The sequence below is a fragment of the Sphingobacterium detergens genome (genome assembly GCF_003610355.1).
Taxonomy (GTDB): Bacteria; Bacteroidota; Bacteroidia; order Sphingobacteriales; family Sphingobacteriaceae; genus Sphingobacterium; species Sphingobacterium detergens.
Map to the genome: position 1 here is coordinate 1,246,556 of NZ_RAPY01000001.1, position 14,418 is coordinate 1,260,973.

Here is a 14,418-nt window from a genome sequence, read left to right on the forward strand (position 1 = left end):
TACGACTTCAATATACTGTACTTTAAATGCGCTTATCCAAAAATCCGGTTCAGCACCTTAGCCAGACGCAGACCACCTTTGAGTAAACATTGCTCCATGGTATCTTTATTTTGATAAACGTAGGAATAAGACAGGTTGGCATTGTTGGCTACATCAGCATAAATCTTTTCTGCAAGCTGATTTGACTCATACAACCAATTGGACAATTCACCAGCGGCCAATTGTTCGTTTTCCTTTTTACCATTGATATCCAATACTGTTGCGTACTCTGTATAACTATATTTCTCATTATCCACCAAATCGCTGTCCCAAACGCGGTGAATATTTGATTTTTTTCCAAACCAGCTCACTTCGATCTTATTTCCACCCTGATCTTCTGCACGACTGACATGCATAGGTTGATGCGCATCCCCCAAGATATGGATCAAGAAATAAAGATTCTGTTGCTGTTGATCCAGCGAAATATTTTTATCTGCAAAAGATTGCTCGATACGGATTGCTGTTTTGTATAAATTTTCATCAGCCGAATTTTCAAGTCCCAGTTGAAACTCGGCCCAAGGTAAATTTGAATTTAAATTTATAAAATGAGAATTACCTAATTTCTTAAATTCTGGATTAGGATCCGACTTGATAAAGTCCCCCCAATTTGCCCAATATGCCAACTTTTGCTGTCCAATGATTTTTCCAATATTCTTTTTTGCTTTCTTGTTCAAATGACGCTCAGCGATCTCAGCGACGACACGATGCCCAATGGTTCCCCAGGCAAATACCGATGAAAGTTGAAAACACAAAGCCACAGCCAGCAAACCCTTAATCATTTTTTTCATTGTTGTATCTATTTAATTGTAATTATTTAAAAATATCGAACGCATATTTTGCCGAAGACCAAAACTCGTCGAGTGCGATCATCCGTGGTTTAAAGAACGTGATCAGCTCCCCCCACTCCGTTTCCTTAAAAATACTATGGCCTTCCAGTGTCTTGTAGATTTGACAAATCGGCTTGCCATATTCATCACAACCGCCCATATCCCATTCCCATTCTTCTCCCAGAATATCATGAAGCAGATTTTTGTACTGCAGAAATTGCTCGGCCATCAACGCACGGATTCCAGCATCGGTATGTGACCAGGTTATCGCAATTTTCGCAGCTTTCTTGTCGGCATCCATTTTAAAATACAGCTGTTTAATTCCTGTTTTATAGTTAACCCAATTTACTTTTTCACCATCAGCGGATGCATGCAGGGACATGAATTGCCCAAACTTGGTCCAGAACAGCTGTTTTAATTGTTTTACCTCTTCTCTAGAATACACAAATACAATTTTTAAGTCAACAAAATTAAGAAAATAGCTCGGTATGCCTAAACCTTATTGGTATTAAAATTGTTGTTTTATCAACAAACAAATTCAAAAGATGAATATAGACAAGAAAAAATCGCTCTTACTGCTGGCCGCTGTGGCTTTGGGAACTGTTGCATATAATGCATTAAAGCCAGTGATATCGCGTCCCGATGTAGTGGACCCTTTTGACTTAGATAAATACCTTGGAAAATGGTTTGAAATCGCTCGACTCGATTTCCGTTGGGAAAGAGGACTGAGTCAGGTTTCAGCAGAGTACAGCAAAAATAAAAATGGCACGATCCGGGTAAACAACCAAGGTTATTCGGAAGAAAAAGAACAATGGAAACAATCCATCGGAAGAGCCAAATTTGTTAATGGTCCTCATGAAGGTGCATTGAAAGTCTCTTTCTTCGGTCCATTCTACAATGGCTATAATATTGTAAAAATAACCCCAGATTATAAATATGCACTCATTTTTGGAGACAATCTCGATTACATGTGGATTTTGGGTAGAGATACAGCAATTCCAGAAAAGATCCGAAACGAGTTTCTAACCTATGCATTACAATGTGGATATGAAACCGGCAATCTGGTCTGGACAAAACATTAGTCGAAAATCGGCGCCAGCACCTGATAATCGAGGGTGGGATCCTGTGCTAAAACATCAGCAATCTCGTGAAGATCCTGTTGGTCGATGGCATTTTTGATTCCAGCATTGTATAGATTCGCAAGAAATAGCGCGGCATCACGCTTTTCAGCTAACGCTAAAATAGAACTTCCAACATAGAAATTGAGAACAGATGTGGCATAATCGCCAAATGTATTAAAACCAAAATCGCCATTTTTCTGTAAGGAATAGCGCATCATTTTCTCAAAATCCGAACGTAAAGTATCTTTTGTAGTATCTTTCATAGCATAAACTCAAATATTCCAGTCTATTCAACCTTTGGCAAAGGTGCAAAAAAAATCCCAAACAATGCTGTAAGGAAAAGCATTGTTTGGGATGATTAATTATTCCGGTCAAAGGGTCTAAAGAGCCTCAGCGTGCTGAGAAACGTCCAGACCAAGTTCTTCATCTGTTTCTTCCACACGTAAAGGAGAAATCAGATCCGTTACTTTTAATAGAACCAAAGAGCCTACAAAGGCAAAGAAAGATACGGCGAACAAGGCAATGGTATGCACGAAAAATAACTTCGTTTCACCAAAGAACAAGCCATTGTCAACAACCACAGGATTGACATTATGGTGGGCAAATACCCCAGTCAACACCATCCCTACCATACCACCTACACCATGACAAGGAAATACATCCAAGGTGTCATCAATACTTGTTTTACTTCTCAAATAGACAACCAGATTGCTGATCAATGCAGCGACTAATCCAATGACCATGGCGTGTGGAATACTGACAAAGCCTGCTGCTGGTGTAATTGCAACCAAACCCACAACAGCACCAATACATGCACCCATCGCCGATGGTTTTTTACCTCGGATAATATCAACAAATATCCATGCCATTGCTGCCATCGCCGAAGCCGTCGTTGTTGTTGCAAATGCATAGGCCGCAATTGTATTGGCACCACCAGCCGAACCGGCATTAAATCCAAACCAGCCGAACCACAATAAGGCTGTTCCCAGGATCACATAGCTTATACGGGCTGGATTATGCGTCTGTGATTTACGGCCTTTTAAATAAATGGCTGCCGCCAACGCTGCCCAACCTGCTGACATGTGCACGACAGTACCGCCGGCAAAATCAAGGACACCAAGTTTCGCCAAAATCCCCTCTGGATGCCAGGTCGCATGCGCCAAGGGCATATAAATAAAGATGCCGAATAAGATTATAAACAACATATAGGAATTGAATCGGATACGCTCAGCAAACGCCCCAGTAATAAGTGCCGGCGTAATAATCGCAAATTTCAGTTGGAACATCGCGAATAAAACCAATGGAATAGTTGGTAATGCTCCCCAGGCGATATTTCCTAAGGTCCCCTTCATCATAAAGAATGTGCGCGGATCACCTATAATCCCACCGATATCATCACCAAAGGCCAAACTAAATCCGACAATGACCCAAAGGATTGTCATCAGACACATACAGATAAAACTCTGCATCATCGTCGAGATCACATTCTTTTTACTGACCATCCCGCCGTAAAAAAATGCCAGACCGGGTGTCATAATCAACACCAGCGCTGAGGAAGTCAATAACCAGGCCGTATCACCTGTATCAAACTCCGCTTTGTCCAGTGCAGACAAATCTATAGATGGAAATACAAGTCCCAATACGCCCAAAAGTACCAGAACTAAAAGTGGAATAATTTTTTTCATTTGTTTAAACTGATTAGTCTTTATTAATACATCAATAAATTGTTATTTAAAATACAAAAACAAAACAAAAACCCATTTTTACTTATTGTTTTGACAAATATAAAGTGTTTTTATTGAAAAATTACTATCAAATATTATTTTTTGTAATATTTTTTACATAATTTCACATCAACAAAGACAAAAACAGCAAAAACCTATAAAAAATCAGTTAAAAATCAACCAAAAACCCAAAACAAATCAAACTTAAAACCTCTTAGACATGAAAAAAATCTTAACATTCATTATTTTTTCAATAATTTTCATCAAAACATCAAAATCACAAGAAGAAAACAAGGAAAAATCAGTAGAAATATCAGGATCAGTAGATACCTATTGGAAGTATGACTTCCAAAACAAACCAAACATCAATACTTACTTTACTGAAGACAATAATTCAGTCTCCATTGGTATGGTTGATCTGGCCTTAAAGAAGAATTTCAAAAAAGCATCTTTTGTAGGAGAACTATCTTTTGGACCCCGCGGACAATATCGATCTATTGTAAATGGAGACGGCCAACCCGGAGACGATAAAAACAGCTTCCACATTCAAAATCTCTATGTAGGCTATAATCTAACGGACAAGCTCAATCTGACCGCCGGATTTATGGGAACATTTGTCGGATTTGAAGTCATCTCACCTACCTACAATTTTCATTACTCCACCTCTTATTTATTCGGCGCTGGTCCTTTTCAAGATGCCGGACTGAAAGCAACCTATAGTTTCTCCGACAAGTTTGCACTAATGGTCGGTATATTTAACGATTGGAATGTATACCAAGATCTAAATGGGGTATCGCATGTCGGTTCGCAATTAACTTACAGACCTAACGATAAAGGCAGCTTCTACCTCAACTTCCTAACAGGCTCCTCCGTTGGTGGTAAATCAAACTACAGTTCAGGCACTCTCGTAGATTTTGTGGGCAATTATGATTTCACACCCAAATTCTTTCTTGGCGTAAATGCCACACATTACAAGAGAAGAGCCGAAGGCGGTTACACTGGGATAGCGCTCTATCCAAGAGTTCATCTCTCCGAGCATTTTGGAATAGGATTACGTGAGGAGTTCTTCCAAACGCACAAAGAGGAAAGCAATGGCATCCCAAGTTCAAATATGCTAGCAACTACCTTGACAGCAGAATACAACTACCACGGCTTCAAATTCATTCCCGAAATTAGATTTGACAAAAGCAATACCGAAAAATTCATTAAGAATGACCTATCCCCAACAAAATCGGCCGGACAATTTTTGTTAGCATGTGTATATAGCTTCTAAATGAAGTATTATCCACACTCTTCTTTACCTATAAATGCTTGCAAGAATGATTTCATATCCTCACGAAATCAATTAGATATCCATTAAATACAATCTCTGCAAATAGAAAAAGCGGATCTTTTGGATCCGCTTTTTATCTCTCCTATCATATCTAGAATCTCAAGTCTCGTATCTCAAGTCTAGCATATCACATCTCAAATCCCCTACTACCTTACACTAACCGCAACATGTCGGTCTAAAATCCGGTCCGTCTCTGGTGCATCTGCCGGGTATTTTGCAAATTGCGAGCCATAGCCTTCCGCTCCGGTCACCTGCTTAGACAGCCCCGCCTTGTCCAGGTAATCCTTCACCGCATTTGCCCGTTCCAGTGATAATTTTTTATTATACTCTTCATTTCCGGTTTTATCTGTATATCCACCAATTTTCACATTAGCAGCAGGGAAAGCTTTGAGAATCTCGGCCAGATTACTGAGCTGAGCCTGGCTTTCAGGTAATACTTTCGCAGTACCCGTTTCAAAATTCAGGTTATCAAAATCAAACCAAGTATTTTTCAATGAATCTTCTCCCAAAGACTTATAGTCGGATTTTAAAAATTGCACCAACCGATCTTCTATACCACTTTTAAATGCCCCCAGCTTCCCGCCATTCGGCAACATCACATCCAAATGCTCACGATCGACCGGACTAGCTGCACCATTTCCCATTGTATTTCCTGAGTCCACCGGCCCCTGATTGACACTGGTATCTGTAACAGCACCATTTTTATTGCCACTACAGCCTTTTCCAAACAAAAACCAGAGCAAAGCAATAACGATCAAAGCAATCAAAATTTTCCACCAGCCTCCGCCCGAGGAGCCCGTTGATGCCGCGGCCGCTCTGGCTCCATCTGCTCTAGGCAATGCCAACGGCTCCTTATGTGCCTCCAACTCAGTAGCTGGATTAATGATTGTTGCTCCGGGACGGTTTTCAATATGTTCTACCGGTTCTTCTACAGGAGTATCCGGTATGACTTCTTCAGGCACGATCTCCTCAGATTTTACTTCCTCAGGTGCAGAAAAATGGCCACCATCAAATAATTTCCCAAAAGCGCCCAAACCCAACCCCGCCGGAATAGCGGCAGCAAAGGCTGTTTTATTATCCTGTAAAGTTTGATTTATGGTATTCGCATCCCACTGTTGACCTTTATTGGTCAAAGTGGAAAATATAGCTGGCAGGGACAAGCCCATCAATTTTTGTACCGACTCAGCGCTGAATCCCAGATAACCTGCCACTGTACCCAATACGGTCTCTAGACCACCACCAAATATTGAAGTCAGTATATTGCTACCTCCGGATTCTCCCGACTGCCCCTCAGCATCGCCACGAGCTTCCTGTCCGCCAAGAAGTTGATTCACATCAAAATTCGAAAAACGCTGTTTCGCCTGCTCCAGAATTGTAGAAATCCCACCCCCGCCTTCCGTCTGCTGACTCAATCCCAAAAACAAAGAGGGAACAACAACATTTAAGCCCTGTTTTACCTGTTCATTATCCTGGTTTAAACTTTGCCCGATCCGAGTAAGAACCTCATCATCAAAAAAGTCTTTCGCTGATTTTAAAAGCTGATTTTCCATAATCTTTGTTTATTAATTGTTTATATATAAAACATTAACAAGCAAAGCCTTAATTTGTTCACATCAAGCTATCCAACATCAAAAATCTCCTGATAGCCACTTTGGAATAACGAACTCTTCGGCTAGATGTGCCAACCGATAATCTTGCCAGTTGGCCTTATTGATCCATTGCACTTCTTCCAGTTCGGCCTGTGGTGGAAAATCAAATTTCATAGCGAGTTTGATCAAATAAATATACCCTTCTACCAGCGTATCACGCTCATTCACCGCCTGCGTCACATGCCGACCAATAAACTGCAATGTCGCGGGATCTGCATCAAATTGCAACTCTTCCCGGAGTTCCCGAACCAAGGCTTCCGAATCGCTTTCTCCCGCAGCAATCTTACCACCGGGCAATTGAAAATATTTTGAGCCCTTTTTCCTAACCATCAATAGTTCCCCTTCAGGGTTCAGCATCATAGCCGAACAAATTACAATCCTATGCATACTTTTTACTTGAAATTACAAAACTAACTTTTTGTCAAGCATTTAAAAAATGTGTTTTATTCTTATATTTAAAGAACAAAACAATAATTTACATAATCCATATATGCATAAAGGATTAACATGTCTCGTATTTAGCCTATTATTTCTATCGTTGGGCTGCCAGCAGCAAAAGAAGAATACAGCAGAAAAAGAGCAACCAATTAGACATCAAGACACTGTCACTGCCAAAAAACAGGAAGTAAAACCTAAAGTAGTGACAGCAGCAGATATTATGATCAAAAAAGATCTGCTTTACAAAAAATACACACTTGAAGATACCTATCCCTATAAGGATACCACGCGTAGCTTTCAATGGGACAAAATAAAGGAACGTCTAGCTTATGTCGAAAATTTTCAGCAGACACCTTCATTGTACGCTGTCCTTCAAAACTATCAAAATGAAAAAGGTGAAGCTCCTACGATCAAAGATTTCAAACGGGATTCTTACAAACGTGTGTCAGACAGTTTCAATGTCGAGCGTTATCAGGCAGCACCATTGTATGACCCGACAACAGACAAACCGGTACGTTATGGACGTGATGGTTGGCTGGTCCGTGTAAAGGGTTCAGACACTTTGGCGCGGGTACCTATTGCCGGAGTATCATTTGAAGGGGAATATACCGTCCCTAAGCGCTATCTGCGACTGATAAGCGATAGTGTACAATTTAATATTATTAATGTTGTTGATGTCAAAAACCAAAACATCTGCACATTGGAAAAAGTGGGTAAAGAGTGGCTTGTGCGTAGCATGAACCCGGTTACCAGTGGCCGACACAAACCGCCGCATGCCCAAGAAACACCCACCGGACTTTTTGTCGTCCAGGAACACAAATCAAAAATGTTCTATTTTGAAGATGGCACGCGAACCTATGGCGGATTTGCTCCCTATGCGACCCGGTTTACCGCTGGAGCATATATTCATGGTGTACCGGTCAATAATCCAAACGGTAGCATCATCGAATACAGTGAAAGTTTGGGCACAACCCCTAAGTCACATATGTGTGTCAGAAATGCGTCATCTCACGCTCAATTTGTCTATAAACGGTCAAAAGACCTTTCCTCCTTGGTCATTGTTATTGATTAACAATATTTAACATTCTGTAAATCAAATATGTATTAACTTTAATAATTATTTTTGTAAACATCTACACAGAAAAGGGAGGAGAATGGGAAATACGATTATGTTTCTTTTAATGGCACTTAATACAGCATTGTCATCAAAAGAAGAATTAAAAACAACAGATCAACAAACCAATACCCATCATATAAATGTAGAACGTCAACGGACAGCCGTTGATTCTTTATATGATGAAATGAATCTAGGCCCAGTATTAAAATACGAGGCATTTCGACAAGCAATGGAAGGTAGAAAAGAGCTTTCCATCCACAACAAAGATATTATGACAGTCATCGACTTTTCCATGGCATCCACGGAAAAAAGACTTGTTGTACTTGATCTGGAACACAAAAAAGTGCTTTTTAACACCTTGGTATCACACGGAAAAAATAGTGGTGAAAATTATGCTACAAATTTTTCGAATCAGCAAGAGTCATTAAAAAGCTCATTGGGATTTTTTGTTACCGAAAACACCTATAATGGTGAAAATGGCTACTCCTTGGTACTGGATGGCCTTGAAGAAGGTATAAATGACAATGCCAAAGCAAGATATGTGGTGATGCATGGCGCAGATTACTGCAGCACAGGCACCATATCAAGCTTGGGAAGGTTAGGCAAAAGCTACGGATGCCCTGCGGTTCCCCGGGAATATGCCGGACCGATCATCAACACAATAAAGGATGGAACACTCCTCTTTATCTATGCGGATAATCCGGACTACCTTGCCAAAACGCACCTGATCCATCAACCAAATGTGTTGATGGCGCAATTCAATCGAAAACAACGACTTGATATTGCAGATGAAGGTTAACATAAAGAAAATTTAAAATGTAAAAACGAACCCCGAGAATTGGCTATTTAAAATTAGATTTCAAAGGGCTACGAACAAAATTCATAAAAATGGGATGTCCAGATTCTTACTGAACATCCCATTTTTTTATATCATTATATTTTTAAGTGACCAAAAGGCCACACGTAAAATAGCTATACCGTAGAGCCTAGGATTTATGCTTTTTCTTAAATTTTAACATCCAGTCATAGATCGCATCATCGTGGAATAAGCGCTCCACACTACCATGTGTCCCTCCTTTTATCACATTTAGGCTCACATCAGCTTCAGGGTCCGCCTTTTTTATGGCTTTCATAATTTTTCTTGATTCTGAAATGGGCACAGCACGATCAGCTGTTCCATGATGTAACCAAATTGGAACCTGCGTCAGGTTGGAAGCATATTGGCTCGATCCGCCACCACAAATCGCCACGGCCGCAGCTATCCGCTCTGGATATTTTCCGGCAACATCCATGGTCCCATAACCACCCATACTCATACCGCAGACGTAAATGCGGTCAGGATCAGCATTGTAATGCGCGATAACATAATCAACGATCTCCATCACTTTATCCGGATCCCAGCCACCGCGAGATTGGGGAGCAACAATAATTCCGGGCACCTCCTGCCCTTTATTAATCGCATACAATACTCCGTAACGTTTTACCCGATCCAAATTCGTACCCGACAGACTTCTGCCATGCAAAAACACAAAGACAGGTTGTTTTTCCGAGGCTTCATCATCGGCATCAGCTTCTTTTAATAGGAAAGGATAAGCTGTTTCCCCTTTGATCGCTTCTATTTCCTGCGCATTTATCTTCATCAAAAACAGAAAGAGAACACACAAAGACAGGTAAATTTTACGCATAAATTTATTTTATCTACGATTACTTAGCTTAATTTTGGAGGACTAAAAATACAATTAAACTATTTTTACCTGCCGCATTTAACAACTTTTAACATTTTCAATACGTCAAACTATGCTCTTCAAACCTGTGTTCCTACAAATTTGGTCTGATATGCAATTATAATTGCATATCAGACCAAATTTATCTTAGTTTGTACTATTACGTAAAAAATAAGGGCTCATCATGAAAATACTGCATACTGCCGATTGGCATTTAGGGAAACGACTGGATAGCTTCTCTCGGATGGACGAACAACTTTTGGTCATGGAGGAGATTATTCAGCTAGCAGACCAGCAAGAGGTCGACCTGGTTCTTATCGCAGGAGATCTTTTTGATACGTTCAATCCCGGTGTAGAGGCTATCGAGTTATTTTACAAAACGATCAAACGATTGGCAAAAAATGGCACCCGCCCTGTTATCGCTATCGCCGGGAACCACGATTCACCCAATTTGATTGATGCACCAGATCCTTTAGCCCGGGCATCTGGCATTATTCTCATTGGTCACCCAAATGCGGTTGTAACGCCATTTACGGCCGAAGGTTTTTCTGTCCTCCGCTCAGACAATGGTTTTATCGAGTTGAACCTGGAAGGTTACAACTATCCTATCCGTATACTCCATACCGCCTATGCCAATGAAGTCCGGCTGAAACAATATCTTGGTGAAGACAAAGAAGTTCAATTAAATAAAGCATTGGCCGAAAATTGGCAAAAATTGGCGGAGACCTACTGCGACGAAAAGGGTGTCAATATACTAACAGCACACCTTTATATGAATAAAATGGGATCCCCATTAATCGACGAGCCCGATGGGGAAAAGCCAATTAAAATTGGAAATGCTGACCTGATCTATTCAGAGTCCATCCCGGCTCAGATTCAATACACCGCACTCGGCCATATTCATGGATTCAAAAATATCGGTTCTCCGGAAAAGCCTGTTGTATACGCCTCATCTCCCCTTTGTTATAGTTTCGCCGAAGCTGGCCAGACCAAATATGTAAGCATTGTCAATGCTGTACCCAATACACATGTCACATTCGAGCGCATTGCACTCCAACAAGGCAAACCTTTGGTCCGGAAATCCTTTGACGATATCGACCAATGTCTTACATGGCTCTCCGAGCATCCAGAAACATTAGTGGAATTAACACTCAAATCCGAAACCTTCCTCAAAGCCGAAGACCGTAAACTGATTTATCAGACACATCCGGGTATCGTCTATTTAATTCCGGTTGTGCAGCACGACAAACAAAACCCACTTGATGCAAAAGAAATTAATCTGACCCAAGATATATCCGCACTTTTTCAGGATTATTTCAAATCCAAAAACGCCAACCAGGCACCCAATGACGATATCCTCAACCTTTTTCGCGAAATACTAAATTCTTAAGCCCATGATTCCTTTAAAGTTAACTGTAGAAGGTATATATTCCTATCAAGAACGTCAGACAATAGATTTCACAGCCTTGACAGATGCTGGTCTTTTTGGGATATTTGGTGCTGTTGGGTCTGGTAAGTCATCTATCCTGGAAGCGATCACCTATGCCCTATATGGTGAAACGGAACGGTTAAATGCGCGGGACAAACGCGCTTACAATATGATGAATCTGAAATCAAACCGTTCCTATATCGAATTGGATTTCATTAATTTCGAAAACCGCACATTCAAAGTAACAAGGGAATTTAAACGCAATTCCAAAAATTTTGAAGATGTCAAATCTCCTACGGTTGTATTATATGAAAATATCAATGAACAATGGGTTCCATTGGAAAGCAGTAACGTGCAATCGATCATAGGATTAAGTTACGAAAATTTCAAAAGAACAATCATCATTCCCCAGGGGCAATTTAAGGAGTTCATTGAGCTGGGTGCAAAGGAACGAACTGATATGATGAAAGAAATCTTTCAGCTCCATCGTTTCGATTTGCAGGACAAAGTTGCGGCCCTTTATAAAAAAAATCAATCCGAACTGGATCAGCTCAATGGTCAGTTGATGGGTTTCGAAGAGATCAACCCTGAACGTATCATCGCGACACGTGACAAGCTGAATGAAGAGCGAGAATCTTTCAGCAAGGTGCAGCATACAAACAAGCTGCTTCAGGAGAAATTTCAGGCATTGAAAAATGTGAAAGAAGATTTCCTGGAATTGAGCAAAATGAAGGCTCTATTTCAGCAGCTGACTGATCAGCAAGCCGAAAAGGAAGCTTTGCGTCAACGGATGATACGATTTGAAGAAGCGCATACAAACTTTTTTCACATCCTCCAGACACAGGAGAAATTGAATCAGGAAGATGCGCAGGAACAAAGCAAGTTACAGTTGGAGGAAGCAAAATCTGTGGAACTTCAACAAGCTACCCAACAGCTATCACAGCAACTGCAACAGGTAAGACCGCAATATGAGCGATTGCCTGAACGAAGGATCAGTGAATTGGATCTCGAACTCATTCTACAGCTGATCAATTTTTCAACTGAGATAAAAGGTTTAAAAGAAAGTGCACAGAAAGGACGGGATTTTGTCCAGAAAGCTAAGGAGCAACAGGTGCAATGTAAAAACAACATTCAGGAAACCGAAACCCTACTCCTTCGACTAAAACAATCGAAACCATCGGCTAATGAACTGATGGAGCTGGGACAATGGTACACCAAACAGCAGGCCATCCAGCAACAGGAGACCGAACTCGACCATCAACTCCTGGAGCTCAAAGCTTCCATAACCGATCTGCAAGTTGATTTGCAAAGCAAAAACTTCGATGCCAGCGCGTTTGATTCATCGTATGCAGCAGAATTGCTAGAGCTTGAAACCCGACTCAACGCGCTAAACGATGAGAAAGCACATCTTCTATTGCAGCAGAAGCTCACGCAATTCGCGGAAAATCTAAGTGCGGGATCTCCCTGCCCCTTATGTGGAGCCCTGGAACACCCTGCTATAGCGGAAGGAATAGATATCACACAAGAGCTGACAGAAAACCAACGGGCGACAGTAGAAATCAATGCGCGCATAAAATCCAAGGTTGATCAAAAGTTCGAGATTGAAAAGCTCCTACTCCGTCTACAACCCCTACAAGTACAACAAAATGATCTCACAAGCAAGATCCAGGCAAACAAATCTCAGAAGGCCGCTCACCTACTTCAATTTACCTGGCCAGCGTACAGCAGCACGGATGAGTCAATTTATACACAAAAAAAACAGGAGCTTTCCAACATCGAAGCGCAGATCGTAGCTACAGAACAGATTGCTACGAACCATCAGACCACCTTGGCAGATATAGAGAGCAAGCTGGAAAGAGCAAATGTAAAATTAAGTGGTCTTGAAATTGAGGAAGCGCAAAAACAAACCCAGATCAATCAAAATATAGGCCATCTAAAACACTTGAACTGGGCTGATTATCAATTCCGGGAGAAAGCTACGGTCGAAAACGAATATCATACATTAAAAGCCGAAAATCTTCGTATAGAACAGGACTATAATACCTTGACAGATCGCTTAAACAAGCTAAACAGTCAATTTGCTGCACAAAATAGCCTGGTTCAATCCATTCAGGAACGGATTATCAACATAAAGTCTGAGATCTTACATATTAACACGACGATCGAACAACTCCTCCAGGCTTCTGTATTCAATGCGATAGATCAGGTAAAAGAGACATTAGCGGAGAACCTACCTGTACAGAAAATCCGTGCCGAACTGGAACAGTTTCAAATTCAATTTGAAACCCTGAAAGCCCAGATGATGCAATTAGACAAAAAGTTAGCAGATAAAGTCTACGATGAGGCAGTCTTTATACAGGAAGAAGCTGCTTTGGAAGAAAGCTCCCATCACCTTAAAATCCTGACCGAGAACGTTGCTAAATGCGAACAGGAGTTGAATCAGTTGGAGACAGCCTACGAAAAAAAAGAAACTTTACTGCAACAACAAATGCAATTAAACCTTCGTAATGATAATCTGAAACAGCTATTTAACCTATTTAAGGGAGCGGGATTTGTGCAGTATGTTTCATCAATCTATCTGCGCCAGCTTTGTGACCATGCCAATATCCGTTTTCACCGAATGACACGCAACCAGCTAAGTTTACAGATTAATGAAAATAATGAATTTGAAATCATTGATTATTTGAATGAAGGCAAAAGCAGGAGCGTAAAAACACTCTCCGGCGGTCAAGCATTTCAGGTGTCCCTGAGTCTTGCGCTGGCCCTAGCTGAAAGTGTACAGTCCAATACCAAAGCCGCTAAAAACTTCTTTTTTATCGATGAAGGCTTTGGTACCCAAGATATCGCTTCTGTCAATATTGTCTTCGAAACCTTACTTGACCTGCACAAAGAAAACCGAATAGTCGGGATTATCTCGCATGTCGAAGAATTGAAAGAACGGATCCCTATCTCACTTTCCATCGAAAAAGATGAAGAACATGGTAGTCAAATTTTCATTAATTAATTGTAAATCCCAA

General features: G+C 40.8%; 13 protein-coding genes. 6 read left to right on the top strand and 7 right to left on the bottom strand.

Translation table 11 applies throughout. The annotated features are described in order from the left end of the window. Positions 1-32: 32 nt before the first annotated feature. Both DFQ12_RS05410 and DFQ12_RS05415 read right to left on the bottom strand, forming a co-directional pair. Positions 33-827 carry a S1/P1 nuclease gene (locus DFQ12_RS05410; RefSeq protein WP_208642440.1) on the bottom strand — a complete coding sequence of 265 codons (795 nt, stop codon included), beginning with the start codon at positions 825-827 and terminating at the stop codon, positions 33-35. A 22-nt stretch (positions 828-849) separates the two neighbouring features. After that, positions 850-1,311, bottom strand: a complete 462-nt coding sequence (locus tag DFQ12_RS05415; protein WP_120257967.1) for a DUF4268 domain-containing protein — start codon at positions 1,309-1,311, stop codon at positions 850-852. Positions 1,312-1,411: 100 nt separating this feature from the next. On the opposite strand from DFQ12_RS05415, the gene DFQ12_RS05420 reads away from it, so the two are divergent. After that, positions 1,412-1,948, top strand: a complete 537-nt coding sequence (locus DFQ12_RS05420; RefSeq protein WP_244211682.1) for a lipocalin family protein — start codon at positions 1,412-1,414, stop codon at positions 1,946-1,948. On the opposite strand, the gene DFQ12_RS05425 is transcribed toward DFQ12_RS05420, so the two are convergent. Together DFQ12_RS05425 and DFQ12_RS05430 are read right to left on the bottom strand one after the other, a co-directional pair. After that, the gene (locus DFQ12_RS05425) at positions 1,945-2,250 is read right to left on the bottom strand and encodes a hypothetical protein (protein ID WP_120257968.1); all 306 of its coding nucleotides are present in this window, start codon (positions 2,248-2,250) and stop codon (positions 1,945-1,947) included. The genes DFQ12_RS05420 and DFQ12_RS05425 overlap by 4 nt on opposite strands. A gap of 117 nt (positions 2,251-2,367) precedes the next feature. Then, entirely contained in the window at positions 2,368-3,672 is a 1,305-nt protein-coding gene (locus DFQ12_RS05430) for an ammonium transporter (RefSeq protein ID WP_120257969.1), read from the bottom strand. A 259-nt stretch (positions 3,673-3,931) separates the two neighbouring features. On the opposite strand from DFQ12_RS05430, the gene DFQ12_RS05435 reads away from it, so the two are divergent. Continuing rightward, complete coding sequence (locus tag DFQ12_RS05435) at positions 3,932-4,984, top strand: outer membrane beta-barrel protein (RefSeq protein ID WP_120257970.1); 1,053 nt, start codon at positions 3,932-3,934, stop codon at positions 4,982-4,984. Positions 4,985-5,190: 206 nt separating this feature from the next. On the opposite strand, the gene DFQ12_RS05440 is transcribed toward DFQ12_RS05435, so the two are convergent. Continuing rightward, on the bottom strand, positions 5,191-6,594 hold the full coding sequence (locus DFQ12_RS05440; protein WP_120257971.1) for an OmpA family protein: 1,404 nt from the start codon (positions 6,592-6,594) through the stop codon (positions 5,191-5,193). 78 nt (positions 6,595-6,672) lie between these two features. Continuing rightward, positions 6,673-7,080: an NUDIX hydrolase gene (locus DFQ12_RS05445; RefSeq protein ID WP_120257972.1), complete on the bottom strand. Its 408-nt coding sequence runs from the start codon at positions 7,078-7,080 to the stop codon at positions 6,673-6,675. A gap of 103 nt (positions 7,081-7,183) precedes the next feature. On the opposite strand from DFQ12_RS05445, the gene DFQ12_RS05450 reads away from it, so the two are divergent. Together DFQ12_RS05450 and DFQ12_RS05455 are read left to right on the top strand one after the other, a co-directional pair. Next, entirely contained in the window at positions 7,184-8,203 is a 1,020-nt protein-coding gene (locus tag DFQ12_RS05450) for a L,D-transpeptidase (protein ID WP_120259237.1), read from the top strand. Positions 8,204-8,285: 82 nt separating this feature from the next. After that, positions 8,286-9,047 (top strand): murein L,D-transpeptidase catalytic domain family protein, encoded by a 762-nt coding sequence (locus DFQ12_RS05455; RefSeq protein ID WP_244211683.1) that lies wholly within the window; start codon positions 8,286-8,288, stop codon positions 9,045-9,047. Between the two features lie 187 nt (positions 9,048-9,234). Here the strand turns inward: DFQ12_RS05455 and DFQ12_RS05460 are convergent, their stop codons facing one another. Further along, positions 9,235-9,933 (bottom strand): carboxylesterase family protein, encoded by a 699-nt coding sequence (locus DFQ12_RS05460; protein ID WP_120257973.1) that lies wholly within the window; start codon positions 9,931-9,933, stop codon positions 9,235-9,237. Between the two features lie 223 nt (positions 9,934-10,156). Between DFQ12_RS05460 and DFQ12_RS05465 the strand changes: the two genes are divergently transcribed. Next, complete coding sequence (locus DFQ12_RS05465) at positions 10,157-11,362, top strand: metallophosphoesterase family protein (protein ID WP_120257974.1); 1,206 nt, start codon at positions 10,157-10,159, stop codon at positions 11,360-11,362. Positions 11,363-11,366: 4 nt separating this feature from the next. Next, positions 11,367-14,405 (top strand): AAA family ATPase, encoded by a 3,039-nt coding sequence (locus tag DFQ12_RS05470; protein ID WP_120257975.1) that lies wholly within the window; start codon positions 11,367-11,369, stop codon positions 14,403-14,405. Positions 14,406-14,418 lie beyond the last annotated feature (13 nt).

Bases quoted from the DNA above. Each gene is read 5' to 3' on its own strand.
- DFQ12_RS05410 (WP_208642440.1), bottom strand. From the start codon at position 827: ATGAAAAAAATGATTAAGGGTTTGCTGGCTGTGGCTTTGTGTTTTCAA.
- DFQ12_RS05420 (WP_244211682.1), top strand. From the start codon at position 1,412: ATGAATATAGACAAGAAAAAATCGCTCTTACTGCTGGCCGCTGTGGCT.
- DFQ12_RS05425 (WP_120257968.1), bottom strand. From the start codon at position 2,250: ATGAAAGATACTACAAAAGATACTTTACGTTCGGATTTTGAGAAAATG.
- DFQ12_RS05430 (WP_120257969.1), bottom strand. From the start codon at position 3,672: ATGAAAAAAATTATTCCACTTTTAGTTCTGGTACTTTTGGGCGTATTG.
- DFQ12_RS05435 (WP_120257970.1), top strand. From the start codon at position 3,932: ATGAAAAAAATCTTAACATTCATTATTTTTTCAATAATTTTCATCAAA.
- DFQ12_RS05440 (WP_120257971.1), bottom strand. From the start codon at position 6,594: ATGGAAAATCAGCTTTTAAAATCAGCGAAAGACTTTTTTGATGATGAG.
- DFQ12_RS05445 (WP_120257972.1), bottom strand. From the start codon at position 7,080: ATGCATAGGATTGTAATTTGTTCGGCTATGATGCTGAACCCTGAAGGG.
- DFQ12_RS05450 (WP_120259237.1), top strand. From the start codon at position 7,184: ATGCATAAAGGATTAACATGTCTCGTATTTAGCCTATTATTTCTATCG.
- DFQ12_RS05455 (WP_244211683.1), top strand. From the start codon at position 8,286: ATGGGAAATACGATTATGTTTCTTTTAATGGCACTTAATACAGCATTG.
- DFQ12_RS05460 (WP_120257973.1), bottom strand. From the start codon at position 9,933: ATGCGTAAAATTTACCTGTCTTTGTGTGTTCTCTTTCTGTTTTTGATG.
- DFQ12_RS05465 (WP_120257974.1), top strand. From the start codon at position 10,157: ATGAAAATACTGCATACTGCCGATTGGCATTTAGGGAAACGACTGGAT.
- DFQ12_RS05470 (WP_120257975.1), top strand. From the start codon at position 11,367: ATGATTCCTTTAAAGTTAACTGTAGAAGGTATATATTCCTATCAAGAA.